Here is a 22,827-nt window from a genome sequence, read left to right as displayed (position 1 = left end):
GAGCGCTCAGCCTTCGACGACGGCGTAGGCCGAGTGGTTGTGGATGGACTCGAAGTTTTCGGCTTCGACGCGATAGCGCGCGATGCCGGGATGCGCGTTCAGGCGGGCCGCCACGTCGCGTACCAGGTCCTCGACGAACTTGGGATTGTCGTAGGCGCGTTCGGTGACGAACTTTTCGTCAGGGCGCTTGAGCAGGCCCCACAGTTCGCACGAGCCTTCGTCCTCGATCAGGCGGATCACGCCGTCCATCGAGATGTCTTCATTCAGAATGGCCGACACCGTGACGTGCGAACGCTGGTTGTGCGCGCCGTATTCGGAGATGGCCTTCGAACACGGGCACAGGCTGGTGACTGGCACCTGGACCACGAGCTCGAATTCGACGCGGTCGGCCTGTGCGCGCGCGATCCACTGGACCTCGTAGTCCAGCAGGCTCTGCACGCCGGAGATCGGCGCGGACTTGTTGATGAAGTACGGGAACGATGCCGTGATGTCGCCGCGTTCGGCATGCAGCAGCGGCAGCATGTCGGCCGCCATGGTGCGGAACAGCGCCGGCGTCATGGCCGTGGTGCGGTATTTTTCGAGCAGGGCCACGAAGCGGGACATGTGCGTGCCCTTTTCTTCGGGCGGCAGGGCCACGGTCAGCGTCCAGCTGGCCACCGTGCCTTGCGCCGAGCCGTCGCCGCTCTGGACCAGCATGGGATGACGCACGCCGCGGATGCCAACGCGCTGGATCGGGATATGCCGCGTGTCCGTGGCGCTCTGGACGTCGGGCATCACGATGGCGGGGTCGATCGGAGAATTCATTTCGGCTTACCTGTCCGGGCCGGTCCGCCATTGAGCAACGCGCTGGCCCGGTTGTCTTGAGAAGGGGCTAATTATCGCCCAGCCACGCGCAATGAGAAGGGGTAACCCTACGGCGCCCATGCGGGCGGGGCCGGAACAGTGTGTTTCATCCTTGCGGCCGAAGGCGCATGCCCTCGGCCGCAAGGATCAGCCGGGGTCAAACCGGCCGGATCACTTCAACAGGTCGGCGTAGCGCGCGCGGATCGACTGCTCGATGCCCGCGGCATCCAGACCGAGCCCCACCAGCAGGGCCGATTGTTCGCCGTGGTCGATGAATTCATCCGGCAGGCCAAGCTGCAGCACCGGAATCAGCACGCCCGCGGCGCTCAGCACTTCGAGTACCGCGCTGCCCGCGCCGCCCATGATGCAGGCGTCTTCCAGGGTGACGAGCGCGTCGTGGCGACTGGCCAGATCCAGGATCAGGTCGCGGTCGATCGGTTTGGCGAAGCGCATGTCGGCGACGGTGGCATCCAGCTTGCCGGCGGCGCCCAGCGCCGCCTGCACCAGCGTGCCAAAGCCCAGGATGGCGATTTTCTTGCCTTCGCGGCGGACGACGCCCTTGCCCAGTTCAACGGTATCCAGGCCCTGACTTTCGGCCGCGCCGCAGCCCGCGCCACGCGGGTAACGCACCGATGCCGGACCAGGGTGCTGATAACAGGTCGACAGAAGCAGACGGGTTTCGTTTTCGTCGGAAGGCGTGGCCACCACCATGTTCGGCACGCAGCGCAGGAAGGCGATGTCGTAATTGCCGGCGTGCGTGGCGCCGTCCGCACCCACGATGCCGGCGCGGTCCAGCGCAAACGTGACGTCCAGGTTCTGCAGGGCGACGTCATGGATGAACTGGTCGTAGCCGCGTTGCATGAAGGTGGAATAGATGGCGACGACCGGCTTCTGGCCCTCGCACGCCACGCCCGCGGCGAACGTGACAGCATGCTGTTCGGCGATGCCCACGTCGAAATACCGCTGCGGGAAGCGCTGTTCGAATTCGACCAGGCCGCTGCCTTCGCGCATGGCGGGCGTGACGGCCACAAGGCGCGCATCCTGCTGCGCCGTGTCGCACAGCCACGTGCCGAACACCTGCGTGAAGGTGCGCTTGCCCGGCGCCTTCGATTGCTGGATGCCGACCGCCGGATCGAACTTGCCGGGACCGTGATAAAGCACGGGATCGGCTTCGGCCAGCTTGTAGCCCTGGCCCTTGCGCGTGACGACGTGCAGGAACTGCAGGCCTTCGAGAGCCTTCAGGTTCTGCAGTGTGGGAACCAGTGCGTCCAGGTCATGGCCATCGATGGGGCCCACGTAATTGAAGCCGAACTCTTCGAACAGCGTGGCGGGCGTGACCATGCCCTTGGCGTGCTCCTCGAAGCGGCGCGCCAGCTCAAGCACCGGCGGCACGTGCTGCAGCACCGCCCGCCCCACGTTCTTGGCCGTGGCGTAGAAGCGTCCGGACATCAAGCGCGCCAGATAGCGGTTCAGCGCCCCCACCGGCGGCGAGATCGACATGTCGTTGTCGTTCAGGATCACCAGCAGGTTGATGTCGGGCGTGACGCCCGCGTTGTTCATGGCCTCGAACGCCATGCCCGCGGACATGGCGCCGTCGCCGATCACGGCAATGTGCTGGCGCTGTTCGCCCGCATTGCGCGAGGCCACCGCCATGCCCAGGGCCGCGGAGATCGACGTGGACGAATGCGCGGTGCCGAAGGCGTCGTACTCGGATTCGCTGCGCTTGGGGAAGCCCGAAATGCCACCTTGCTGGCGCAACTTGGCCATGCCGGCCCGGCGTCCCGTCAGAATCTTGTGCGGATAGGACTGATGACCCACGTCCCACACGATGCGGTCGTGCGGCGTGTCGAACACCTGGTGCAGCGCCAGCGTGAGTTCGACGGTGCCCAGGTTGGACGACAGGTGTCCGCCCGTTTTGGACACCGACTCCAGCACAAAGCCGCGCAGTTCATCGGCAAGCTTTTTCAGTTCGCGACGATCCAGGCGCTTGAGGTCAGCCGGCGATTGAATACGGTCCAGTAAATCTGTCGTCATGCTTTTATGGGGTTCGTTGGCCCGGCCTACCAAGAAGGCCGGGCTGATCTCGGATCAGCGGTCTCGAAGAACGATGAAATCGGCAAGCTGGGCCAGACGCGCGCCGGCGTCACCCAGCGGCGCCAGGGCAGCCAGCGCCGCCACGCGCAGTTCCTCGGCAAAGGCCCGGGCTTCGTCCAGGCCCAGCAGGGAAACGTACGTAGGCTTGTTTTCGGCGGCGTCCTTGCCCGGCGTCTTGCCCAGGCTGGCGCTGTCCGCGGTGACGTCAAGAATATCGTCGACCACCTGGAACGCCAGGCCCATGGCCTGCGCGTAGGCGTCCAGCGCCTGCCGCGATGCCGAGCTGGCGCCCGCCACGATGCCGCCCAACGCCACGCTGCACGCCAGCATGGCGCCGGTCTTCATGCCGTGCATCATTTGCAGTTCATCGCGCGACAGCGAGCGGCCGACGCTGAACAGGTCGATCGCCTGCCCGCCCGCCATGCCCTGGCTGCCCGCCGCGCGGGCCAGCGACTGGGTGGCCTGGACGATCAGCGCCGGGGCAATCGGCATGGACGCGATCAGTTCGAATGCCAGCGGCTGCAGCGCATCGCCCGCCAGCATGGCGGTGGCTTCGTCGAACTGCACATGCGTGGTGGGACGGCCACGGCGCAGCGTGTCGTCGTCCATGCAGGGCAGATCGTCGTGGATCAGCGAGTAGGCGTGGATCAGTTCGACGGCGGCCGCCGCGCGGTCCAGCGAGGCCTCGATGGCTAGCACGCTGCCGCTGACGGGGCAGGCCTGTCCGGCAGCATAGACCAGGGCGGCGCGCACGCGCTTGCCACCGCCGAGCACGGCGTAGCGCATGGCTTCATGCAAGCGGGCTGGCGCCTGATCCGCCGGGGGCAGCAGGTCGTCGAGCACCTCTTCGACGTGGCGCGCACGGCCTTGCAACCACTCGGAAAATGCGAGTTGAGTTTGCTTCATCGGTGTCTTATTCGTCGTCCAGCGCCGCGGGATCCAGCGGCCGCAGCAGGCCGCCTTCGAGGACCTTGACCTGCTGCTCGGCCTGCGCCAGGCGATCCTGGCATACCCGCGTGAGCGCCACGCCGCGCCGGTAGGCAGCCAGCGATTGCTCGAGCGGCAGCGATCCGTCTTCCATGGCCGCGACCAGTGATTCCAGTTCGGCCAGCGCCGTTTCGAAATCCTGGGGCAAGGGACGATCGTCGTTCTGCGGATCAGCTTGAGTGGGTTTGGCCAAACGGGCCTCCGGGGCACTTGGGGGTGGATTAATCCGTGAATTGTACGAGATAGCCAGGCGTGGCCCGGATGCGTCCCATGCCCTAGGCTTGCGTGCCCGCCAGGCCCGCCACCGCCGCCAGGAGCGCCGGAGCGACGTGATCCCGAAGATGCGAAGCCTCCAGCAAGCTGGCCGGCCCGCCGCAGCTCATGACGAAGACGCCTTCGCCCGTGATGGACGTGAACGGCACGGCCACGGCATTGATGCCGGATTGCCATTCGCCGATCGCGCAGCAGCAGCCGGCCTGCGCCAGTTCGGCCCGCGCCCGCACGATGGCCTCGGGCGCCGGCGCCGCCTGGTCCAGACGCGCGAGGACGGCGTCGCACTCGTCTTCGGGCAGGCTGGCCAGGTACGCACGCCCCATGGCGCTGTCCAGCGTGGCGCGGTAGCCGACGGGCAGGCGCAGGTACAGCGCGGACGAGCCGTGGATCGCTTCGACGTAGGTCATGGCGTCGCCGTCGAAAGCGCCAAGCGCCACCGCGCCGCCGGTCTCGCGCGCCAGATCGGTCATGGAGGCCTTGGCCAGTTCGCGCACTTCCAGACCGGCGAGCAGGCCGAATCCCAGCGCCAGCACGCCGTAGCCGGGCGAATACTTGCCGGTGTCGGGGTGATAGCGCAGGTAACCCAGTTCGGTCAGCGTGTAGGTGATGCGGCTGATGGTGGGTTTGGGCAGGCCGGTCAGGCGCGCCAGATCCAGATTGCCCAGCGCCGCCACGCCGTGGCGAAAGCAACGCAACACATCCAGGCCGCGCGCCAGCGCCGTGATGAAGTCGGGCGAATTGGCGCCCTCGCCCGCGCCGGCGGCCCGCTTGCGGCGTGCGGGCAGGCTCAGTTCAAGCTTCTGGTCCGGCTTGGACGGCGGGAGGGCAATGCGCTTGGCGCCAGAAAACGGTTGCATTTATATACGCTTCGTTTTTATAGTTTATTTCGAAAGACAGAATTAAATTCCACATTCCGGAATTTAAAACATCCAAGGAGACCTGGCAAGCGTCGGCGTGAACGATATGCGCGTCAGCCAAGCCAGGCCCGGCGATCCACTCTGACCATGCGACTTCAAGGGGAAAACATGATTCGCAACAGCTTCAAACTGCTCGCCACCCTGGTGCTCAGCGCCGCCGCGCTCGGCGCCCAGGCCGATACGTATCCGTCCCGACCGATCAAGGTAATCTCGCCCTTCCCGGCGGGCGGCGCCACCGACGTGCTGACGCGCGTCCTGGCCGAGCGGATGGCCAAGAACCTGGGCCAGTCCATGATCGTGGAAAACAAGGCCGGCGCAGGCACGTCGATTGGCGCGGCCTATGTCTCGCGCGAAGCGCCGGACGGCTACACCATCCTCATGGCCACCAACTCGACGCTGGTGACCAACCGCTATCTCTACAAGGAACTGCCCTACGACCCGGACAGCTTCGCCAAGATCGGCATGGTCGGCGTGGGCCCGCTGGTCCTGTTGTCCTCGCCCAAGCGGCCGTTCAACAGCACGCAGGACGTCGTTGCGTACGCCAAGCAGAATCCGGGCAAGCTGACGTTCGCAACCTTCGGCCCGGGCACGTCGTCGCACTTGGCCGGCGAACTCTTCAAGGAACGCGCCGGCATCGACATCCTGCATGTGCCCTTCAAGGGCGCCACCCAGGCCCTCCCCGCCCTGATCAGCGGCGACGTGGACCTGTTCTTCGACATGGTGGCGACCGGCATGCCGCAGGCTGACGCCGGCAAGGTCAAGGTCTTTGCGATCACGAGCCCCACGCGCCTGGCGACCGAGCCCAACGTGAGCACGCTGGCCGAGCAAGGCTATCCCGCTTTCGACATGACGGCGTGGTTCAGCTTCGTGGCGCCCAAGGGCACGCCGGCGCCGGTTGTCGAGCGCCTGCAGGCCGCGCTGACCGAAACGCTGAAGGACGAAGCGGTGAAGAAGCGCCTGCTGGACATGGGCATCGACCCGCGTTCGGGCACGGCGGCCGAACTGGACAAGCAGATCAAGACCGAGCAGCCCATCGTGTCGCAGCTCATCAAGCAAGCCAACATCGTCCTGCAATAAGCCTGCCTTCATGCCGGTTTCGTGACAAAACGTTCGCGGAGTGCCGGCCCGCGACCGGTGTGCCCGCGGCCCTGCCGCGAGCATGCCTTTCCCCCCGACAGCGCCGTCACGGCCCTGTCGGTTTTTTACGCGCGGTCTAACCCCTGGATACAGAAATCGGCGCCACGTCGCTGCTAAGGTAAGGCGCAGTCGCCGAACCATTCCGGGAGCCCGATGCCTCAGACCGAAGACCGATATGCCCGCCTGGACTCAGCCCGCTGGCTGGCTGCGCTGGCCGTCGTTCTGCTGCACAGCGCCGCACTCATCGTCAGCGATCCCGCCGCCCACGGCCGCGGCGCATGGCTGGCCGCCAATCTGTACGACTCCGCCGCACGCTGGTGCGTGCCCGTCTTTGTGATGGTAAGCGGCGCCCTGCTGCTCGACCCCGACAAGCCCCAGGACGCGCGGCGCTTCTACAGCCGCCGTCTTGCGCGCATCCTGGCCCCGCTGCTGTTCTGGACGCTCTTCTACCTGGCATGGCGCACGGGGCTGGACTGGTGGGACGACGGCCGCATCGATTTTTCGTTCTGGCCGCGCAAGGTCGCGCAGGGCGAGCCCTACTACCACCTGTGGTACCTGTACATGATCGTGGGCCTGTACCTGTTCGCGCCGCTGGTCCGCGTGCTGTATGTGCGCAGCACGCCGAAGGCACGCGCGCTGTGGGTCGTCGGCATCCTGGGCGTGGCGATTCTAGACGCCCTGTACCGCCGCGCGCTCGGCGCGCCGCATGGCTTTTTCCTGACGTGGTTCCTGCCTTACCTGGGCTACTTCGTCGCGGGCCGTCTGATCTTCGATGGCGAGATGCGCGTTCCGCGCCCGGGCCTGATGCTGGCCGCCACCGTGGCCGCGACCGCGTTGGGCGTGACCGTCATGTCCAACGGCCACGTGCTGGACACCTACTTCTACGACTACTTCAGCTTGACGGTGCCGTTCATGTCGCTGGCTGCGTTCCAATGGATCGTGTCCTCACCTCGGTTGCCCAGGCTTGCAGCGCTGGCCCCGTTGACGTTTGGCGTCTATCTCATTCATCCGGTCTTCCTGGATGTCGCGCGGCGCGTCGGGGCCTTTTCGGGCCAGGACCGCGATGTGTGGGTGGTGCCGCTCCTGACGATGATGGTGTTCGCCTTGTCGGCCGCCAGCAGCTGGTTGCTTCGGCGTCATCCGGCCACCCGCCGGCTCGTCTGAAAGACCTACGGAATAAAGGGTTAATTGCGGTTTGCGCGCGGTCAAACCCACCCCGGGATTCACGCGCATGGCCTGGCCTTTTGCGACGGGCATCGCACAAGCCCTTGGGGTACAATTCACGGCTTATTTGATCGGCCAGACACCGATTTTTCTTCGCGCCAGTACGGATTCAACCAGGCTCGAATTCATGAACTAGGCCCCCGGCACACACCGCGAGGGACCTGGACTTGAACAAAAGCGCCTGGCAAGGCTCAAACCGTCCTGGCTTTTTTATCCGAGCGGAGGGAATCATGACCGACATCGGTCGGATGGCACATGTCGTGCCAGCTCGCACCCAGCTACCCGTCAGCGCTTATTTTGACGAAGCCCTCTTTGCCCGCGAGCAAGAACTCATTTTCAAGCAATCCTCGCTGTACGTCGGCCACCAGAAATTGGTGCCCGAAATCGGGGATTGGCGTACGTTGGTCCAGGAAAACGGAGGGCGCTCGCTGGTTCGCAACCAGCATGGCGTCGAACTCATCTCAAATGTCTGCCGTCACCGTCAGGCATTGATGCTTGGTGGCGAAGCCGGCAACGTGGCCGGCAACTGCAACACGCATGGAAACCTGAAGGCAACCGGCGGCAACATCGTCTGCCCGCTGCACCGCTGGACGTACAACAACCAAGGCGAGTTGTTGGGCGCGCCGCAGTTCGAAACCACGCCCTGCATGAACCTGCAGAAGTTCCGCCTGCGCGATTGCCACGGGCTGCTCTTCGAAGGCCCGCGCGATCCGGCCGCCGACATGGCGCCGCTGTTCGGTCGCCCCGAGTTCGACTTCGGCGATTACGTGCTGGACCACGTTGAAGTGCATCAGTGCAACTACAACTGGAAGACCTTCATCGAGGTCTACCTCGAGGACTACCACGTCGGCCCGTTCCATCCCGGACTGGGGCGCTTCGTCACGTGCGACGACCTGACCTGGGAGTTCAACGACTGGTACAGCCTGCAGAAGGTGGGCGTGCACAACGCGCTGGCGCAGCCGGGTTCGGACGTGTACAAGCAGTGGCACGATCGCCTGCTGTCGTTCCGCGAAGGCGACGCCCCCGACTTCGGCGCCGTGTGGGTCACGTACTTCCCGACCCACATGATCGAGCTCTATCCGCACGTGCTGGTGCTGTCCACGCTGTACCCAAAGGGTCCGCAGGAAACGGTCAACGTCGTGGAGTTCTACTACCCCGAGGAAATCGCTGCGTTTGAGCGCGAGTTCGTCGAGGCGCAGCGCGCGGCCTACATGGAAACGGCCATCGAGGACGACGAGATCGCCGAACGCATGGACGCAGGCCGCAAGGCGTTGATGCTGCGCGGCGTGAACGAGACCGGCCCCTACCAGTCGCCCATGGAAGACGGCATGCAGCACTTTCACGAGTGGTACCGCCGCATCATGCAGTCGGTGTAGTCCCCACCGCTTCAGCCCGCACGACAGAGGGCCTTGCGACATTCTTCAAGAGTCGCAAGGCCCTTTTTCCGTCCAACGGCTTGTGCGGTTCAGCGTCCGGGGTTAGCGTCCGGGTTTAGCGTCCAGTAACGCCCGCCACCGTCCGTTCCCCGATCGCCAGTCCCACCGTCATGCCCACGCCGGAGTGCATGACCGCCACCGTCGTCGCCGCGTCCACCGGCATCACGGAAAACGGCGCCGGTCCGTGCGCGCCGTAGACGCCTTGCCACCGCTCGACCACGCGCAGCCGCGCGCCCAGCGCCTGCGAGGCCAGATCCAACATGGCGTTGTCGACGGCTTCGTCGTTGAATGGCAATGCGTCCTGCCCGTATTGGTGCGAGTCGCCGATGATCAGTTCGCCGTACGGCGTGGGACTGATCAGCAGGTGGATGCCGTTTTCCAGCAGCATGGGCGTACGAGCCTGGATCACGCCGCGCAGCGTCTGCGCCGTCGGCAGGTCCGAGAACGCGCCGTAATGCACGCAGGACAGGCCAGTGAGCAGCGGCCTGTCCAGCGCGATGGCCGGGCCGTCGAACACCGCACGCAGCATCTGCAGGCGCGTGACTTCCAGGTTCAGCGGCGCGAACTGTTCGGGCAACAGGGTCAGGTAATCGTGGCCGGGACACACGAACACATGCGACGCCTTGAAGTCCCCGGCCGAGGTGCTGACTTCTCCGTTTTCCACGACGCGCGCCAGGGTTCCCGTGATGAAGTCGATGCCCAGCGAGGACTGCAGATAGTGCGTGATGGCCGGCAGCGCCTCGCGCGAATAGATCTGCAGGTCGTCCAGGCCGCGCAGCGCCATGCAGTGATGCGCAAGCTGCCCGCCGTACAGGCCCGCGACGTCGCGCGCGGAAAGCAGCTCCGCGCGGTACCCTTCCTGCCGCAGCCGCATGTCCGCGAATTCCCGCAACACGTCGGCCTCGTCGGCATTGCGCGCCAGCACCAGCGCGCCATTGGCACGCACATGAAAACCCGCCTTGTCCGCCAGATCGAGCCACAGCTCGCGGGACTGCTGCGCGTGCGACAGCATCGTGCCGGGCGCCTGGCCCGTCACGATGACCTGGCCGAAGTTGCGGATCGTCGCGCCGTGCGCCTGGCGGCTGCGCTCGATGACGGCCACGGACAGGCCGCGCTTGGCGGCCGCCCAGGCATGCGCGATGCCGAGCATGCCCGCGCCCACCACGATTACGTCGTAAGTCTTCATTTTTGAACTACTGCGAGAGGAATGTCGGGGAAGCCTCCGGGGGCCTCCCGATGCGCGGCGGCGCGCTGCCGCCGCGATGGGTCAGGAATTACTTCTTCTTCGGCTCGGACTTGCCGTCGTAGCGCTTCGTCCACTCGGCAATGATGCGGTCGCGGTTCGTTGCAGCCCACGTGAAGTCGTTCTTGATCATGCGCGAGGTCAGATCGGCCGGCAGGTTGGGATTGGCGGTCGCGATCGACGGGATCGCCAGCACCGCGAAGTTGGCCTTGTACAGCTCGTTGGCTTCGCGGCTTGCCGAGAAGTCGGCCAGCTTGCGAGCGGCGTCGAGGTTCTTGGTGCCCTTCATGATGGCGGTGGCTTCGACTTCCCAGCCCAGGCCTTCCGACGGGAACACGGCTTCGACCGGGGCGCCGTCGGCCTTCAGCTTGGCGGCGCGGTAGTCGAACGAGATGCCAATCGGGAATTCGCCGGCGGCAGCCATATTGCACGGCTTGGAGCCCGAGTGCGTGTACGAGCCGATGTTCTTGTGCAAGGCGTCCATGTAGGCCCAGCCCTTCTCTTCACCGAAAATCTGTAGCCAGGCGCTGACGTCCAGGAAGCCCGTGCCGGACGAGGCCGGATTCGGCATGACGATCTTGCCGGCGTACACCGGCTTGGTCAGGTCCTGCCAGGACGTCGGCTTGGGCAGCTTCTGCTTTTCGGCTTCGATCGTGTTGAAGCAGATGGCGGCGGCGTAGCCGTCCATGCCGACCCAGGCCGGTTCGGCCTCGGCGTCGCGCATGTTGGCGGCGATCTGGTCCAGGCCCTTCGGGGCGTAGGGCTGCAGCATGCCTTCCTTGTCCATCAGGCCCAGCGCGGTGCCGGCCAGGCCCCAGATCACGTCGGCCTTGGGGTTGTTCTTTTCGGCCAGCAGCTTGGCGGCAATGATGCCCGTGGAGTCGCGCACCCACTGGATCTTGATGTCGGGATTGGCCTTTTCGAAGGCCGCTTGATAGGCCTTGATCTGGTCGGCTTCCAGCGCCGTGTAGACGGTCAGCGTGGTCTCGGCCGAGGCGGCGCTCATCACGCCCGTCAGGGCGGCGGCCAGTGCAAGCAGCTTGTAGCGATTCATGAACAACTCCGTGAGTGAGCGGAAAAGCAGGGTGAACGAGGTCCCCACGGCCGGCGGCTGCCGGCTGCGGATCGTGGTGAGTCAAAGGTCTATGGATGGCCCGGGACGCCGGGCGGCAAGCGTCTAGTTCAGGGGCGGTCGCCTCGCGCCAGTCGGGCTTCGATGTCGTCGACCACGGCGGGCAGGTCGGCCACCGTGTCGATCAGGTAATGCGGGCCGGCCGGATCCAGCTCAGCGTGGGCGGCGTCGCGCGCTGCGTCGCGGGCGGCTTCGGAAAGGCCCTTGTATTCGTCGAGCGTCAGGCCCGCGGCGTTGCCCGACAGCAGCAACCCCACCGTCCACATGCCCGCGCGGCGGCCCTCTTCGATGCCGGGCGCGGTGTCGTCGACCTTGATGCAGCCGGCCACGTCGGACAGTCCCAGGTCCACCACGTTCTTCAAGGCCATCGCGGGCGCGGGACGCGCACGGGGCACTTCGTCGCTGGCGACGATGCAGTCGGGCGTCAGATCCTCGGTGGCGGCGCGCTCCACGACGCGGCCCATCACGCTGGCGGGATAGCCGGAGCACGATCCGATCTTCAGGCCGCGTTCGCGCAAGGCGCGCATCACGTCGGCGGCGCCGGGAATGGCGGCCGAGTACTGCGCCACTTTTTCCAGCTGCATCGGCAGAAAGCGCTCGTAGATGGCGGTGACGTCGTCGTCGCTGGGCTGGCGGCCGAAGCGAGCCTGGTACTGGCTGGCAATAGCGGGCTGGTCGCACAGCGTGCGGATGTGATCCCACTTGCCCATGCCCATCGGGCCGCGCGCTTCTTTCAGCGACACGTCCATGCCGAACTGCGCGAACGCATCCACGAACACCTTGGTGGGGGCAAAGGAACCGAAGTCGACCAGCGTGCCGGCCCAGTCGAAAATCACCGCTTCCAGGCAGACGGGCAATGGTTGAACAGTCATGAAAGTCATCCAGGAAAAAATGATCGGTCAGCGGGACGCCGGGCGCCGCCAGGCCTGGGTGCGCGCCACCAGGGCGCGGCTCGCCAGGTGCAGCACCAGCGCGGCGACGGCGGAACTGGCCATGATGACCGTGCACATGGCGGCGGCCGGGCCGATGAAGCCGGCGTCGTCCATGTTCAGCACCGCAACGGCGGCCAGCACCGTGGACGGGCTGTACAGAAACACCACCGCCGACACGGTCGTCATGGCGGACACGAACAGGTAGCGGGCCACGTCCAGCGCCGCGGGCAGGCACATCGGCAGCGTCACGCGCAGGAAGGTCGTCAGGCGCGGCACCTTGAGCGATGCGGAGGCGGCCTCGAACTCCGGGTCCAGCGCGTTGAGCGCGGTGGCGGCCGTCAGGTGCGCGCTGGTATAGAAGTGCACCACCGTGCACAACACGAGCAGCGGCATCGTGCCGTACAGCACGTTCAGCGGGTTCGACACACTGTTGAAGAAGAAGATGTAGCCCAGGCCCAGCACCAGTCCCGGCACGGCCATCGGCATCAGCGCCAGCATGCCGGCCATGCCGCGAAGGCCGCGCGCCATCGTGCCGCGGGCCGGCACCTTCTCCATCATCCACGCGCCGACAAAGACCACCAGGGTTCCGACGAGCGCGGTGCAGAACGCGAGTTGCAGGCTGTTGCGCCACGCGAGCCAGCCGCCACCGTCCATGTTGTCGAAGTCGTACGAACGCAGCGACATCGACAGGTTGTACGGCCACATCTTCACGAACGAGGCCCAGACCGCCACGCCGATGATGAGCAGCAGGAAGGCCGCCATCACACCCGCCAGCGCCAGGAACGCCGCGTCGCGCCGGCCGTTCACGCCGGCCGCGTAAGGCTGCGCGCGCCCGCTCATCTGGGCGCCCTGACGGGCACGCAAGCGGCGGTCCAGCACGAAGGTCAGCAGCGCCGGCAGCAGGAGCAGGATGCCAATCGCCGCCCCCTTCGGGAAATTCTGCTGCCCCACCACCGCCTTGTAGGCTTCCATCGCCAGCACGTTGTAATCGCCGCCCACCACCTTGGGCACGCCGAAGTCCGTGACGGTCAGCGTGAACACCACGCAGCAGGCCGAGAACACCGCATAGCGCGTGCCGGGCAGCGTGACCGTCATGAAGGTGCGCCACGGACCCGCGCCCATGGCGCGCGCCGCGTCATACAGGCGCCCGTCTGCCAGCGCCAGGCCGGTCAGCAAAATCATGAGCGCATGCGGAAACGTGTAGAAGGCCTCGCCGACGACGATGCCCCAGAAGCCGTAGATGGTGGCGCCGCCGGTCAGGCCTTTGAGCAGGCCCTGATTGCCAAGCAGGTAGACCAACGCAATGCCAGGCAGCAGCGACGGCGCCAGCAGCGGCAGCAGCGCGATCGTGCGCAGCAGGCCCTTGCCCGGCAGCCGGGTGCGGGTGAGGCCATAGGCAAAACCGTACGCGCACGGCACCACCAGCAGGGTCGTCACGACGCCCACCGCCAGGCTGCGCCCGACCATGTCCATGAAGCCGTCGGCGCCGATGATGCTGGCGATGACCGACAGGCCCGCCCAACCGCCGTCGGCGTCCGTAACCGATTTGAGCAGGATCGCCGCCAAGGGCAACGCCAGGAAAAGCAGAAGGCCAAGCGCCAGGCCACCCTGCCCCAGCGCCAGGCCCAGCGCGCCGATCCACGCGGGCAACGGGCGGCGCCCCAAGGCGGGCAGCGGCGCGGCGGCGGATGTGGGAACCGCAGGCGCAGCGGAAACCGCAGCGGCCTGGCCGATGGCTCGGGAATTGTTCACGGCCGGATCAAGCGTAGGCGCGTATCGCATGGCGCGGCAGCTCCACCCAGCAGCGGCCGGCAGCGTGAGCGCCCAACAGGGCGTCTCCGGTTTCAGGGGACACGATGGAATGGACCGTGGCGCCGGGCACGCCTTCCAGGCGCAGAGCGAGACGATAGCTGCGTCCCAGGAACACGCCGTCCAGCACGTCGGCCAGCATGGCGTTCGGCTCTTCCGGCTTGGCCATGCTGACGCGCACGGCCTCGGGCCGCACGAAAAGCTTGCCCGACCCGGCGTTCAGCGCGGCGTCCACCGCCAGCTCCTGGCGGCCCACGCGGGCGCGGTGGGTGTCGATGCGTTCGAACGGCAGCCAGTTGGCCTCGCCCACGAAATCGGCGATGAAGGCGGATCCCGGCTGACGATACAGTTCGCGCGGCGTGCCGTACTGTTCGATGACGCCGCCGTTCATCACGGCGATGCGGTCGGCCATCACCATGGCCTCTTCCTGGTCATGCGTCACCATGAGCGTGGTGATGGACAGGCGCTTTTGCAGCGCGCGCAGTTCGATGCGCAGGTGTTCACGCACCCGCGCATCCAGCGCGGACATGGGTTCGTCCAGCAACAGCAGGGACGGCGACGGCGCCAATGCCCGCGCCAGCGCCACGCGCTGCTGCTGGCCGCCCGAGATCTGGCCGGGATATTTGTTCGACGCGCCTGCCAGACCCACGAGCGTCAGCATTTCCTCGACGCGGCTGGCGACGTGGCTGCGATGGGCGCGCTTGCCGCTCAAGCCGTAAGCCACGTTCTGGGCCACGGTCAGGTTCGGAAACAGCGCATAGGACTGGAACAGGATCCCGTAGTCGCGGGCCTGCGGCTCGGCGTGGGAGATGTCGCGCCCCGACAGCACGATGGTGCCGCTGTCCTGGCGCTCCAGCCCGGCAATCGCGCGCAGCAGCGTCGTCTTGCCGCAACCCGACGGCCCCAGCAGACACACCAGCTCTCCGGCGCGGATATCCAGCGACACATCGGCCAGCGCCGTGTGGGTGCCGAATCGCTTGACGAGATTCTGCACGGAGAGAAAGGCGGTATCGCGTTGGGGCATGAGGCCTCCGGTCTGGGAACGAAGGCAGTATGGAATCGGCGTATTGAGCGTTTATGACACTTCGCGCAAATGCAGTAATAAAAACATCAAATTATTTTGGTGTACTGGCGGTCTTGCGCATTGCGTCCAACCTTCGCCCCCCGATCGTGCTCGTCGCCGAACTCAAATCCTTCTATGCCGTGGCCCGCTGCGGAACCGTCACCAAGGCCGCCGCCCAACTGGGCGTGAGCCAGCCCACGGTGACGGGGCAGCTGCGCCAGCTCGAATCGCGCTACGGCATCGAACTGTTCCACCGGCAGGGGCGCGGCATGCGCTTGTCGGACGCCGGGCAGAACCTGATGCCGATGGTCGAGAAGCTGGTGCAGCAAGAGACCGAGATCGACTTCCGGCTGCGCGATGCGAGTGATCTGCGCGAGGGCAACCTGCGCATCGGCGCAACCGGCCCGTACTACATCATGGATACCGTGCGGCGTTACAACCAGCGCTATCCCGGCATCGACCTGACCGTCACGATCGGCAATTCGCAGTCGATGCTCCGGGCGCTGCAGGATTACCGCATCGAGATTGCCACGTCTTCCTTTCTGATGGATGACAAGCATCTGTACCGGCGCAAGATCGCCGCGGACCCGATCCGCGTGGTGGTGCACCGCACCCATCCGCTGGCCCGGCGTGGGCAGGTGCGGCTGGCCGATCTTGCGGACTATGCGCTGCTGCTGCGCGAACCGGGCTCCATGACGCGCCAGCTGACTGAAGAGGCGCTGCACGCCGCCGGCGTCACCGTGCGCCGCACGCTGGAGATTGGCAGTCGCGAGTCGATCCGCCAAGCCATCCTGTGCGAACTGGGCATCAGCCTGATCCCGTCGCGCGAAATCCCGTCCCACCCCGATCTGGCGGCCCTCGACATCGAAGACGCCGGCATCGTGATGAATGAGTACCTGTACTGCCTGCGCGAGCGCCAACCGGTGCAGCTTATCGCGCGCTTTCTGGAGATGGCGCCGGCAGCCGGCTGACCGTTGCGGTCACTGCCCGCCTCTTCCCCTTGCGGCCACTCAGGAGACAACCATGGCCTTGACCCTGCAGGATATCGAACAGCTGTTTCTGGAACGCGGGCACCGTTCCTATCATGGCGAATCCGTCAGCCATCTGCGGCACGCGCTGCAGACGGCGACGCTGGCCGAACAGAACGGCGCTAACGCCCATCTCATCACGGCGTGCCTCCTGCATGACCTGGGCCACCTGATCGCAGACCGGCCCGGCACGCCGACGCTGCGCGGCATCGACGACAAGCACCAGTATTTCGTGCTGCCCTTCCTGCGCGGACTGTTCAGCGCCGCCGTGCTGGATCCCATCCGCCTGCACGTCGAGGCCAAGCGCTACCTCTGCTATGTCGAGCCGCAATACGAAGCAAGGCTGTCCGAGGATTCGCGCCGCAGCCTGGCGCTGCAGGGCGGCAGTTTCGACGCCGGCCAGGCGGTGGACTTCGCCAGCATGCCTGGCGCGCCCGACGCGATCCGCCTGCGGCGCTGGGACGACATGGCCAAGGTGCCCGGACTGGCAACGCCGCCGCTCGATCACTTCCTGGAAATCGCCGAAAGCGTGTCCGGCCGCGTCAAGCTGGCCGCGGTCTGGTAACTGCTCGCCCATGAAAAAAGCCAGGGTGTATGCCCTGGCTTTTTGTCGTTCATTCGCCCTTGGCCACCGGCCGGGCGGGGTCGCTGCACCATTCGCTCCAGGAACCCGGATACAGCCGCGAACCGGACAGGCCGGCGATTTCCATCGACAGCAGGTTGTGGCAGGCGGTGATGCCCGAGCCGCACTGGTGGACGATGGACGCCGGATCGCGCCCCGCCAGAAGCGCGCCGAACTCCGCGCGCAGCGCGTCGGCTGACTTGAAGCGGCCATCCGGCTGCAGGTTTTCGCCGTTCGGACGGTTCAGCGCGCCGGGGATATGGCCGGCCACCGGGTCCATGGGTTCGACCTCCCCGCGGTAGCGGTTGGCGGCACGCGCGTCGATCACGGTGAAGGCTGGCCGGGCGATGTTGGCCAGCACGGTCTGGGCGTCCACCGTGCCGGCCAGCGGCGCGCCTGGCTCGGCCGGCTTGCCCGGCTGCACGGCGGGCGCCGCGTCATGGCTGACGGGCAGGCCAGCGGCCGTCCAGGCTTGCCATCCGCCGTCCAGCACGGCGACCTGGTCATGGCCCAACCAGCGCAGCATCCACCACAGATGCGCCGCATACATGCCGCCGCTGGCGTCGTACGCCACGACCAGCGTGCTGGGGGTCACGCCGTGGGCGGCCATCAGCGCGCCGAACTGGGCGCGGTCCGGCAGCGGATGGCGGCCGTTCTTGCCCGTCTTCGCGGCAGCCAGCTCGGTTTCATGGTCCAGGTAGCGGGCGCCGGAAATGTGGCCGGCGTCATAGGCCTGGCGGCCCGCCGCATGGTTGGTCAGGTCGTGGCGCACATCGAACACGCGCACGTCGGGCATATCCAAACGCGCGGCCAGGTCAGCGGCGGAGATCAGGGTCGTCGTCATGCGAGGGGGCTCCTGTGGAATTCGGCGGATGCTGGGTTCAGACCGGCTTGGGATCGCGCATGGTGCGCCACACCGACAGCAGGCCCGCGAAGATGATGAGACCCATGCCGGCCCAGGCCACGGCGTCCAGATGGTCGCCCCAGATGCCCATGCCGATCAGCGCCGCAAAAATGATGGTGCTGTACTGCAGGGCGGCGGTCAGCAGCGCCGACCCCATGCCGAACGCCCGGGTCATGGCCAACTGGCCAAACAGCCCCGCGACGCCCACGCCCAGCAGCGAAAGGTAACCGGTCCAGTCCGCGTAACCCCAGCCTTCAAACGCCAGTCCAGCGCCGCTGGACGCGCACACCGCGACCGAGAAGAACAGAACGGTGCGCCACTCGGGTTCGCCGATGCGGCCCAGCTGGCGGATCTGCATCATCGCGATGGCGGACATGGCGCCCGCCCCCATGCCGAGCAGGGCGGCAAGCCACTGGTCTTCGTTGATGCTGGGCCGCAGCACGGCAATGACGCCCATGAACCCCAGCGCCACGGCCAGGATCCGCACCGGATCACGTTGCGCCCCGCCCCACCCCAGCATCCAACAGGCGATGAACAGTGGCGCCGTGTAGTTCAGGCTCGTGGCCGTGGCCAAAGGCAAATGGGAGATGGCGAAAAAGCCCAGCCACATCGACGTGACGCCGGACAGGTTGCGCCAGATGTGCAGCTTCCAGCTCGTGGGAATGATGGACTGGCGGCCGGCGCGCGCCCAGATCAGCAGCAGGATCACCGACGGCAGGCCGCGAAAGAGCACGACCTGCGGCAGCGACGCGCCGTGTTCGGTGCCGAGCTTCACGAACGACCCCATGATGGCGAACATGGCGGACGCCACCAACATCCAAAGTGCCTGCATGCGGGTCTACGCTAAGGGAAAAGGGGGGGATGGAATAAGGGAAAGCGATACTATACTCTCCGTCACCCGGAGCGGAGCCGGCGAGTCGGGGAACTGGCGAGGCCCCGCGATGTCGAAATCCGGGTATTTGCCGCTCGCAGAGGAATAAAAAAACATGAAACGCATTGTTCTATTCGTCATTACCAACCTGGCCGTCATGCTCGTGCTGTCGGCCACGCTGCGCATCCTGGGCGTGGACCGTGTCATCACGGCCAACGGGATCAACTTCAACGCGCTCCTGATCTTCTCGGTCGTGGTCGGCTTCACCGGCGCCATCATCTCGCTCCTTATGAGCAAGCCGATGGCCAAGTGGAGCACCGGCGCGCAGGTGCTGGATCCCAACGCCCCCCGCAACCAGCGCGAAGCCTGGCTGGTCGACACGGTCCACCAACTGGCAGACCGCGCCGGCATCGGCCGCCCCGAGGTCGCCATCTACGAAGGCGCCCCCAACGCGTTTGCCACCGGCGCATTCAAGAACGACTCGCTGGTCGCCGTGTCGACGGGCCTCCTGGAAAGCATGTCCGAAGAAGAAGTCGCAGCCGTGCTGGCGCACGAAGTCGCGCACATCGCCAACGGCGACATGGTCACCCTGACCCTGATCCAGGGCGTGGTGAACACCTTCGTCATCTTCCTGGCGCGCGTGGTCGGCTACTTCATCGACCGCGTCGTGTTCAAGAACGAACGCGGCATCGGCCCGGGGTACTTCGTCACGGTGCTGGTCTGTGAAATCATCTTCGGCGTTCTGGCTTCGATCATCGTGGCCTGGTTCTCGCGCCAGCGCGAATTCCGTGCCGACGCCGGCTCGGCCCACCTGATGGGCGCCCGCGAACCGATGATCCGCGCCCTGGCCCGCCTGGGCGGCCTGGAACCGGGCGAACTGCCCAAGTCCTTCGAAGCGTCCGGCATCACCGGCAAGGGCGGCCTGGCAGCCATGTTCGCCTCGCACCCGCCGATCCCGGCCCGCATCGCCGCGCTGCAGAATGCTCGCGTGATCTGATCGGTCACCGGCCACAAAAAAAGCCCGCTTCGGCGGGCTTTTTTGCGTGTGTGGACAGCGCCCGATCAGCACTCGACGATATTCACCGCCAACCCGCCCCGCGCCGTTTCCTTGTACTTGGTCTTCATGTCGGCGCCGGTTTCGCGCATGGTCTTGATGACCGAGTCCAGCGACACGTAGTGCTGGCCATCGCCGCGCAGCGCCATGCGGGCGGCGTTGACGGCCTTGACCGAGGCCATGGCGTTGCGCTCGATACAGGGGATCTGCACCAGACCACCGACCGGGTCGCAGGTCAGGCCCAGGTTGTGCTCCATGCCGATTTCGGCCGCGTTTTCCACCTGCTCCACCGACCCGCCCAGCGCCGCCGCCAATCCGCCGGCCGCCATGGAACAGGCCACGCCGACTTCCCCCTGACAGCCCACTTCCGCGCCCGACAGCGACGCGTTGTACTTGTACAGCAGCCCGATCGCGGCCGCGGTCAGCAGGAAGTCGCGCACGCCATCGCGGTTGGCGCCCGGCACGAAGCGATCGTAATAGTGCAGCACCGCCGGGATGATGCCCGCCGCGCCGTTGGTGGGCGCGGTGACCACGCGCCCGCCAGCGGCGTTCTCTTCGTTGACGGCCATCGCGTACAGGTTCACCCAGTCCATGACGGACAGGGGGTCGGACAGCGTGCGCTCGGCGCGCTGCGTGAGATTGCGATAGAGCTCGGGCGCACGGCGGCGCACGCGCAGCGGACCGGGCAGCTCGCCGTCCGCCTCGGGATAGTTGATGCCACAGCCGCGCGCCACGCAGTCCTGCATCACCTGCCAGATCCGGTCCAGACCGGCGTTGACTTCCGAGGCTTCGCGCCAGGTCAGCTCGTTCTGCATCATGATCTGCGCGACGGTCATGCCGTTTTCCTGGCACATGGCCAAGAGCTCGCGCCCCATGCGGAACGGATACGGCAACTGGTCGTGCGCGGCGATGACCTGGCTGTTGGACGCGCCCGCCGTAACGACGAAGCCGCCGCCCACCGACAGGTAGCGCGCCTCGCGCAGGCTCTGGCCGTCGGCGTCGAAGGCGTGGAATTTCATGCCGTTGGGGTGTTCGGCCATGGCTTCGCGGCGATAGAACATCAGGTGTTCCTTTTCCACGAAGGGCAGCGGGTACTTGCCCAACAACGGCAGTTGGCGGCTGGCGCGCACGGACGCGACCATACCGGCGATGGCGGCCGGATCGACGGTGTCGGGCGCCTCGCCCATCAGCCCCAGCAGCACGCCCTTGTCGGTGCCGTGGCCCTTGCCGGTGGCGCCCAACGATCCGTACAGTTCGGCCCGCACGCTGGCGACCCGCGGAATCAGGCCGTCCCGCTCCAGGCCCTGGGCGAACAGCAGCGCCGCCCGCATCGGACCCACGGTGTGGGAACTTGACGGGCCGATACCCACCTTGAACAGATCGAAAACGGAAACGGCCACGCCAAACTCCAAGACATCCACAAATGATCAGGCAATGATACGCGTAGCCCCGGGCGTACGCAGCAAAGCCCCGCCGGGCGTATCCTGTATCTTCGCGCCGGGTGTCAAAGCCCGCCGGGGCATGCGATCATTACAGAATTATTACTTGTCATAAAAAGAACGGAAAAACGCCTGGATGTCTGGACTCATTACCCTGCTTGACTTCGCCGGCTACGTGGCGCTGCTGCTTTGGGGCGTGCACATGGTGCAAACGGGCGTCCAACGCGCGTTTGGTGCGGCACTGGGCGCGGCGCTGGGGCGCGCCCTTGGCACGCGGCTGCGGGCATTCTTTGCCGGCCTGGGCATCACGGCCGCATTGCAGAGCAGCACCGCCACCGGCTTGATGATTACCGGCTTTGCCGCGGGCGGCGTCGTCGGGCTGGTGCCCGCGCTGGCGGCCATGCTGGGCGCCAACGTCGGCACCACGCTGATCGTCCAGCTGCTGTCCTTCGACCTGACCGAGCTGGCGCCGATTCTGATCCTTGCCGGCGTCTGGATGTTCCGGCGCTACCCGCCGGGCCGCACCCGCGACCTGGGCCGTGTCTTCATCGGCCTGGGCCTGTTGCTGCTGTCGTTGCACCAGCTCGTCGAACTCTTTGCCCCCTTCCAGACCGCGCCCATGCTGGGCATGGTCCTGGACGCGCTGGCGACCCAGCCCGTCGCTGCGGTGCTGCTGTCCGCGGCATTCACCTGGGCGGCGCACTCCAGCGTGGCCGTGGTGGTGCTGGTGATGTCGCTGGCCAGCCACAACATGGTGGCGCCACATGTGGCATTTGCGCTGGTGCTGGGCGCCAACCTGGGCACGGCAATCAACCCGATGATCGAAGGCGTGACCGGCGACGACCCCGCCGCCCGCCGCCTGCCGCTGGGCAATTTGCTGACACGGGTGCTGGGCGTGCTGGCCGGCCTGCTGCTGCTGCCGCTCCTGCAGCCCTGGATGAGCGACCTGGCGCGCGACCCCGCCCGCGCGGTCGCCAACTTCCACACCTTGTTCAATGTGGTCATCGCGCTGGTCTTCCTGCCGATCCTGACCCCGTACGCCGCCCTCCTCACCCGCTGGCTGCCCAAGCGCGCCGACCCGAACGACCCGTCGCGGCCCCAATACCTGGACGAATGGGCGCACGACGTGCCGGCGGTCGCGCTGGGCAACGCCGCGCGCGAAGCCCTGCGGATGGCCGACATGCTGCAGACGCTGCTGCTCTACGCGCGGGCGGGCTTCAAGCGTGACAACCGCCACCGCATGGTGCAGGCGCGCCAGCTCGACGGCGCGCTGGACAAGCTGGAAAACGCCATCACGACGTACCTGGCGACGCTGGACCAGGAAAACATGACCCGCGAGGACATCCAGCGGCTCGACGACATCCTGGCGTTCACCAGCAACATCGGTCACGCTGGCGATATCGCTCATCATGGGCTGCTCAGCCACGTCGCCAAGTTGCGTAAGCAGGGATGGACGTTCTCGCCCGAGCAACGCGCTAGCCTGGACGACACGCTGGGCCAGCTCATCGCCAACCAGCGCACGGCCGCCGCCCTCTTCGTGAACGACGACCTGCGCCAGGCGCGTTCGCTGGCCGGCGAAAAAGCGCGTTTCCGCACGATCGAAACCCAGGCCGCCGACACGCACCTGCAGAAGATCAAGTCGGGCCAGGTGGACGCGGCGGAAGTCGGCGCGCTGTATCTGGACATCCTGCGGGATATGAAGGGCATCAACTCGCATCTGGTGGGCGCGGCGGCGTATCCGCTCCTGGCGCGCCACGGAGAACTGTTGCCAAGCCGCCTGCGCGAAGCGGGGAATTAAAGCCCCCACGCCGCGCGCGCT

Annotated in this window: 20 protein-coding genes; 7 read left to right on the top strand and 13 right to left on the bottom strand. The window is 66.4% G+C overall.

All coding sequences use genetic code 11. The features are described from left to right. Positions 1-6: 6 nt before the first annotated feature. The 5 genes from folE2 to B3446_RS18205 form a co-directional block, all read right to left on the bottom strand. Positions 7-804 (bottom strand): GTP cyclohydrolase FolE2, encoded by a 798-nt coding sequence (gene folE2 / locus B3446_RS18225; protein WP_175124663.1) that lies wholly within the window; start codon positions 802-804, stop codon positions 7-9. A gap of 210 nt (positions 805-1,014) precedes the next feature. After that, the gene (gene dxs, locus B3446_RS18220; protein WP_291383849.1) at positions 1,015-2,877 is read right to left on the bottom strand and encodes a 1-deoxy-D-xylulose-5-phosphate synthase; all 1,863 of its coding nucleotides are present in this window, start codon (positions 2,875-2,877) and stop codon (positions 1,015-1,017) included. A 54-nt stretch (positions 2,878-2,931) separates the two neighbouring features. Further along, positions 2,932-3,843: a polyprenyl synthetase family protein gene (locus B3446_RS18215; RefSeq protein WP_291383848.1), complete on the bottom strand. Its 912-nt coding sequence runs from the start codon at positions 3,841-3,843 to the stop codon at positions 2,932-2,934. 7 nt (positions 3,844-3,850) lie between these two features. Then, a complete protein-coding gene (locus tag B3446_RS18210; RefSeq protein ID WP_056567431.1) occupies positions 3,851-4,117 on the bottom strand; it encodes an exodeoxyribonuclease VII small subunit in 267 nt (88 codons plus the stop codon). Between the two features lie 82 nt (positions 4,118-4,199). Further along, the gene (locus B3446_RS18205; RefSeq protein WP_191576593.1) at positions 4,200-5,054 is read right to left on the bottom strand and encodes an IclR family transcriptional regulator; all 855 of its coding nucleotides are present in this window, start codon (positions 5,052-5,054) and stop codon (positions 4,200-4,202) included. A gap of 168 nt (positions 5,055-5,222) precedes the next feature. Between B3446_RS18205 and B3446_RS18200 the strand changes: the two genes are divergently transcribed. The 3 genes from B3446_RS18200 to B3446_RS18190 all read left to right on the top strand — a co-directional run bounded on the left by B3446_RS18200 (position 5,223) and on the right by B3446_RS18190 (position 8,851). Then, entirely contained in the window at positions 5,223-6,191 is a 969-nt protein-coding gene (locus B3446_RS18200; protein ID WP_175124668.1) for a Bug family tripartite tricarboxylate transporter substrate binding protein, read from the top strand. Positions 6,192-6,404: 213 nt separating this feature from the next. After that, positions 6,405-7,415 (top strand): acyltransferase, encoded by a 1,011-nt coding sequence (locus B3446_RS18195; protein WP_291383847.1) that lies wholly within the window; start codon positions 6,405-6,407, stop codon positions 7,413-7,415. 290 nt (positions 7,416-7,705) lie between these two features. Continuing rightward, a complete protein-coding gene (locus B3446_RS18190) occupies positions 7,706-8,851 on the top strand; it encodes an aromatic ring-hydroxylating oxygenase subunit alpha (RefSeq protein ID WP_175124670.1) in 1,146 nt (381 codons plus the stop codon). Positions 8,852-8,966: 115 nt separating this feature from the next. On the opposite strand, the gene B3446_RS18185 is transcribed toward B3446_RS18190, so the two are convergent. The 5 genes from B3446_RS18185 to B3446_RS18165 form a co-directional block, all read right to left on the bottom strand. Next, positions 8,967-10,097, bottom strand: coding sequence for a TIGR03364 family FAD-dependent oxidoreductase (locus B3446_RS18185; RefSeq protein ID WP_291383846.1), 1,131 nt, complete (start codon positions 10,095-10,097; stop codon positions 8,967-8,969). Positions 10,098-10,185: 88 nt separating this feature from the next. After that, a complete protein-coding gene (locus tag B3446_RS18180; RefSeq protein WP_291383845.1) occupies positions 10,186-11,208 on the bottom strand; it encodes a putative 2-aminoethylphosphonate ABC transporter substrate-binding protein in 1,023 nt (340 codons plus the stop codon). Positions 11,209-11,336: 128 nt separating this feature from the next. Further along, positions 11,337-12,167: a phosphonoacetaldehyde hydrolase gene (gene phnX, locus B3446_RS18175; protein WP_291383844.1), complete on the bottom strand. Its 831-nt coding sequence runs from the start codon at positions 12,165-12,167 to the stop codon at positions 11,337-11,339. Between the two features lie 18 nt (positions 12,168-12,185). After that, positions 12,186-14,000 (bottom strand): putative 2-aminoethylphosphonate ABC transporter permease subunit, encoded by a 1,815-nt coding sequence (locus B3446_RS18170; RefSeq protein ID WP_291383843.1) that lies wholly within the window; start codon positions 13,998-14,000, stop codon positions 12,186-12,188. Next, complete coding sequence (locus tag B3446_RS18165) at positions 13,978-15,051, bottom strand: putative 2-aminoethylphosphonate ABC transporter ATP-binding protein (protein WP_191576597.1); 1,074 nt, start codon at positions 15,049-15,051, stop codon at positions 13,978-13,980. Before B3446_RS18165 ends, B3446_RS18170 begins: the two co-directional genes overlap by 23 nt. Before the next feature lie 146 nt (positions 15,052-15,197). Here B3446_RS18165 and B3446_RS18160 point away from each other — a divergent pair, with 146 nt between their 5' ends. After that, positions 15,198-16,061: a LysR family transcriptional regulator gene (locus B3446_RS18160; RefSeq protein ID WP_191576683.1), complete on the top strand. Its 864-nt coding sequence runs from the start codon at positions 15,198-15,200 to the stop codon at positions 16,059-16,061. 52 nt (positions 16,062-16,113) lie between these two features. Next, positions 16,114-16,683 carry a phosphonate degradation HD-domain oxygenase gene (locus B3446_RS18155; RefSeq protein ID WP_175124676.1) on the top strand — a complete coding sequence of 190 codons (570 nt, stop codon included), beginning with the start codon at positions 16,114-16,116 and terminating at the stop codon, positions 16,681-16,683. A 49-nt stretch (positions 16,684-16,732) separates the two neighbouring features. Here the strand turns inward: B3446_RS18155 and B3446_RS18150 are convergent, their stop codons facing one another. Together B3446_RS18150 and B3446_RS18145 are read right to left on the bottom strand one after the other, a co-directional pair. Further along, positions 16,733-17,584 carry a sulfurtransferase gene (locus B3446_RS18150; RefSeq protein WP_291383842.1) on the bottom strand — a complete coding sequence of 284 codons (852 nt, stop codon included), beginning with the start codon at positions 17,582-17,584 and terminating at the stop codon, positions 16,733-16,735. Between the two features lie 37 nt (positions 17,585-17,621). After that, complete coding sequence (locus B3446_RS18145) at positions 17,622-18,476, bottom strand: DMT family transporter (protein WP_191576600.1); 855 nt, start codon at positions 18,474-18,476, stop codon at positions 17,622-17,624. Positions 18,477-18,630: 154 nt separating this feature from the next. On the opposite strand from B3446_RS18145, the gene htpX reads away from it, so the two are divergent. After that, entirely contained in the window at positions 18,631-19,512 is an 882-nt protein-coding gene (htpX, locus tag B3446_RS18140) for a protease HtpX (protein ID WP_191576601.1), read from the top strand. 65 nt (positions 19,513-19,577) lie between these two features. Here htpX and B3446_RS18135 read toward each other — a convergent pair whose 3' ends face one another. Next, positions 19,578-20,969 carry an L-serine ammonia-lyase gene (locus B3446_RS18135; protein ID WP_175124679.1) on the bottom strand — a complete coding sequence of 464 codons (1,392 nt, stop codon included), beginning with the start codon at positions 20,967-20,969 and terminating at the stop codon, positions 19,578-19,580. Positions 20,970-21,144: 175 nt separating this feature from the next. Here B3446_RS18135 and B3446_RS18130 point away from each other — a divergent pair, with 175 nt between their 5' ends. Beyond that, entirely contained in the window at positions 21,145-22,806 is a 1,662-nt protein-coding gene (locus B3446_RS18130) for a Na/Pi cotransporter family protein (protein WP_191576602.1), read from the top strand. Positions 22,807-22,827: the final 21 nt, after the last annotated feature.

Origin of the sequence: Achromobacter sp. UBA5777 (assembly GCF_002418565.1) — a bacterium.
Lineage (GTDB): Bacteria > Pseudomonadota > Gammaproteobacteria > Burkholderiales > Burkholderiaceae_B > Achromobacter > Achromobacter animicus.
The sequence above is the reverse complement of the archived record's forward strand: the minus strand, read 5'-3'. Positions and strand labels throughout refer to the sequence as shown.

What these genes read in the sequence shown, in the direction of transcription:
- htpX (WP_191576601.1), top strand. Translation starts at nt 18,631, where the DNA reads ATGAAACGCATTGTTCTATTCGTCATTACCAACCTGGCCGTCATGCTC.
- B3446_RS18215 (WP_291383848.1), bottom strand. Translation starts at nt 3,843, where the DNA reads ATGAAGCAAACTCAACTCGCATTTTCCGAGTGGTTGCAAGGCCGTGCG.
- folE2 (WP_175124663.1), bottom strand. Translation starts at nt 804, where the DNA reads ATGAATTCTCCGATCGACCCCGCCATCGTGATGCCCGACGTCCAGAGC.
- B3446_RS18190 (WP_175124670.1), top strand. Translation starts at nt 7,706, where the DNA reads ATGACCGACATCGGTCGGATGGCACATGTCGTGCCAGCTCGCACCCAG.
- phnX (WP_291383844.1), bottom strand. Translation starts at nt 12,167, where the DNA reads ATGACTTTCATGACTGTTCAACCATTGCCCGTCTGCCTGGAAGCGGTG.
- B3446_RS18205 (WP_191576593.1), bottom strand. Translation starts at nt 5,054, where the DNA reads ATGCAACCGTTTTCTGGCGCCAAGCGCATTGCCCTCCCGCCGTCCAAG.
- dxs (WP_291383849.1), bottom strand. Translation starts at nt 2,877, where the DNA reads ATGACGACAGATTTACTGGACCGTATTCAATCGCCGGCTGACCTCAAG.
- B3446_RS18180 (WP_291383845.1), bottom strand. Translation starts at nt 11,208, where the DNA reads ATGAATCGCTACAAGCTGCTTGCACTGGCCGCCGCCCTGACGGGCGTG.
- B3446_RS18130 (WP_191576602.1), top strand. Translation starts at nt 21,145, where the DNA reads ATGTCTGGACTCATTACCCTGCTTGACTTCGCCGGCTACGTGGCGCTG.
- B3446_RS18200 (WP_175124668.1), top strand. Translation starts at nt 5,223, where the DNA reads ATGATTCGCAACAGCTTCAAACTGCTCGCCACCCTGGTGCTCAGCGCC.
- B3446_RS18195 (WP_291383847.1), top strand. Translation starts at nt 6,405, where the DNA reads ATGCCTCAGACCGAAGACCGATATGCCCGCCTGGACTCAGCCCGCTGG.
- B3446_RS18150 (WP_291383842.1), bottom strand. Translation starts at nt 17,584, where the DNA reads ATGACGACGACCCTGATCTCCGCCGCTGACCTGGCCGCGCGTTTGGAT.
- B3446_RS18155 (WP_175124676.1), top strand. Translation starts at nt 16,114, where the DNA reads ATGGCCTTGACCCTGCAGGATATCGAACAGCTGTTTCTGGAACGCGGG.
- B3446_RS18165 (WP_191576597.1), bottom strand. Translation starts at nt 15,051, where the DNA reads ATGCCCCAACGCGATACCGCCTTTCTCTCCGTGCAGAATCTCGTCAAG.
- B3446_RS18185 (WP_291383846.1), bottom strand. Translation starts at nt 10,097, where the DNA reads ATGAAGACTTACGACGTAATCGTGGTGGGCGCGGGCATGCTCGGCATC.
- B3446_RS18170 (WP_291383843.1), bottom strand. Translation starts at nt 14,000, where the DNA reads ATGCGATACGCGCCTACGCTTGATCCGGCCGTGAACAATTCCCGAGCC.
- B3446_RS18145 (WP_191576600.1), bottom strand. Translation starts at nt 18,476, where the DNA reads ATGCAGGCACTTTGGATGTTGGTGGCGTCCGCCATGTTCGCCATCATG.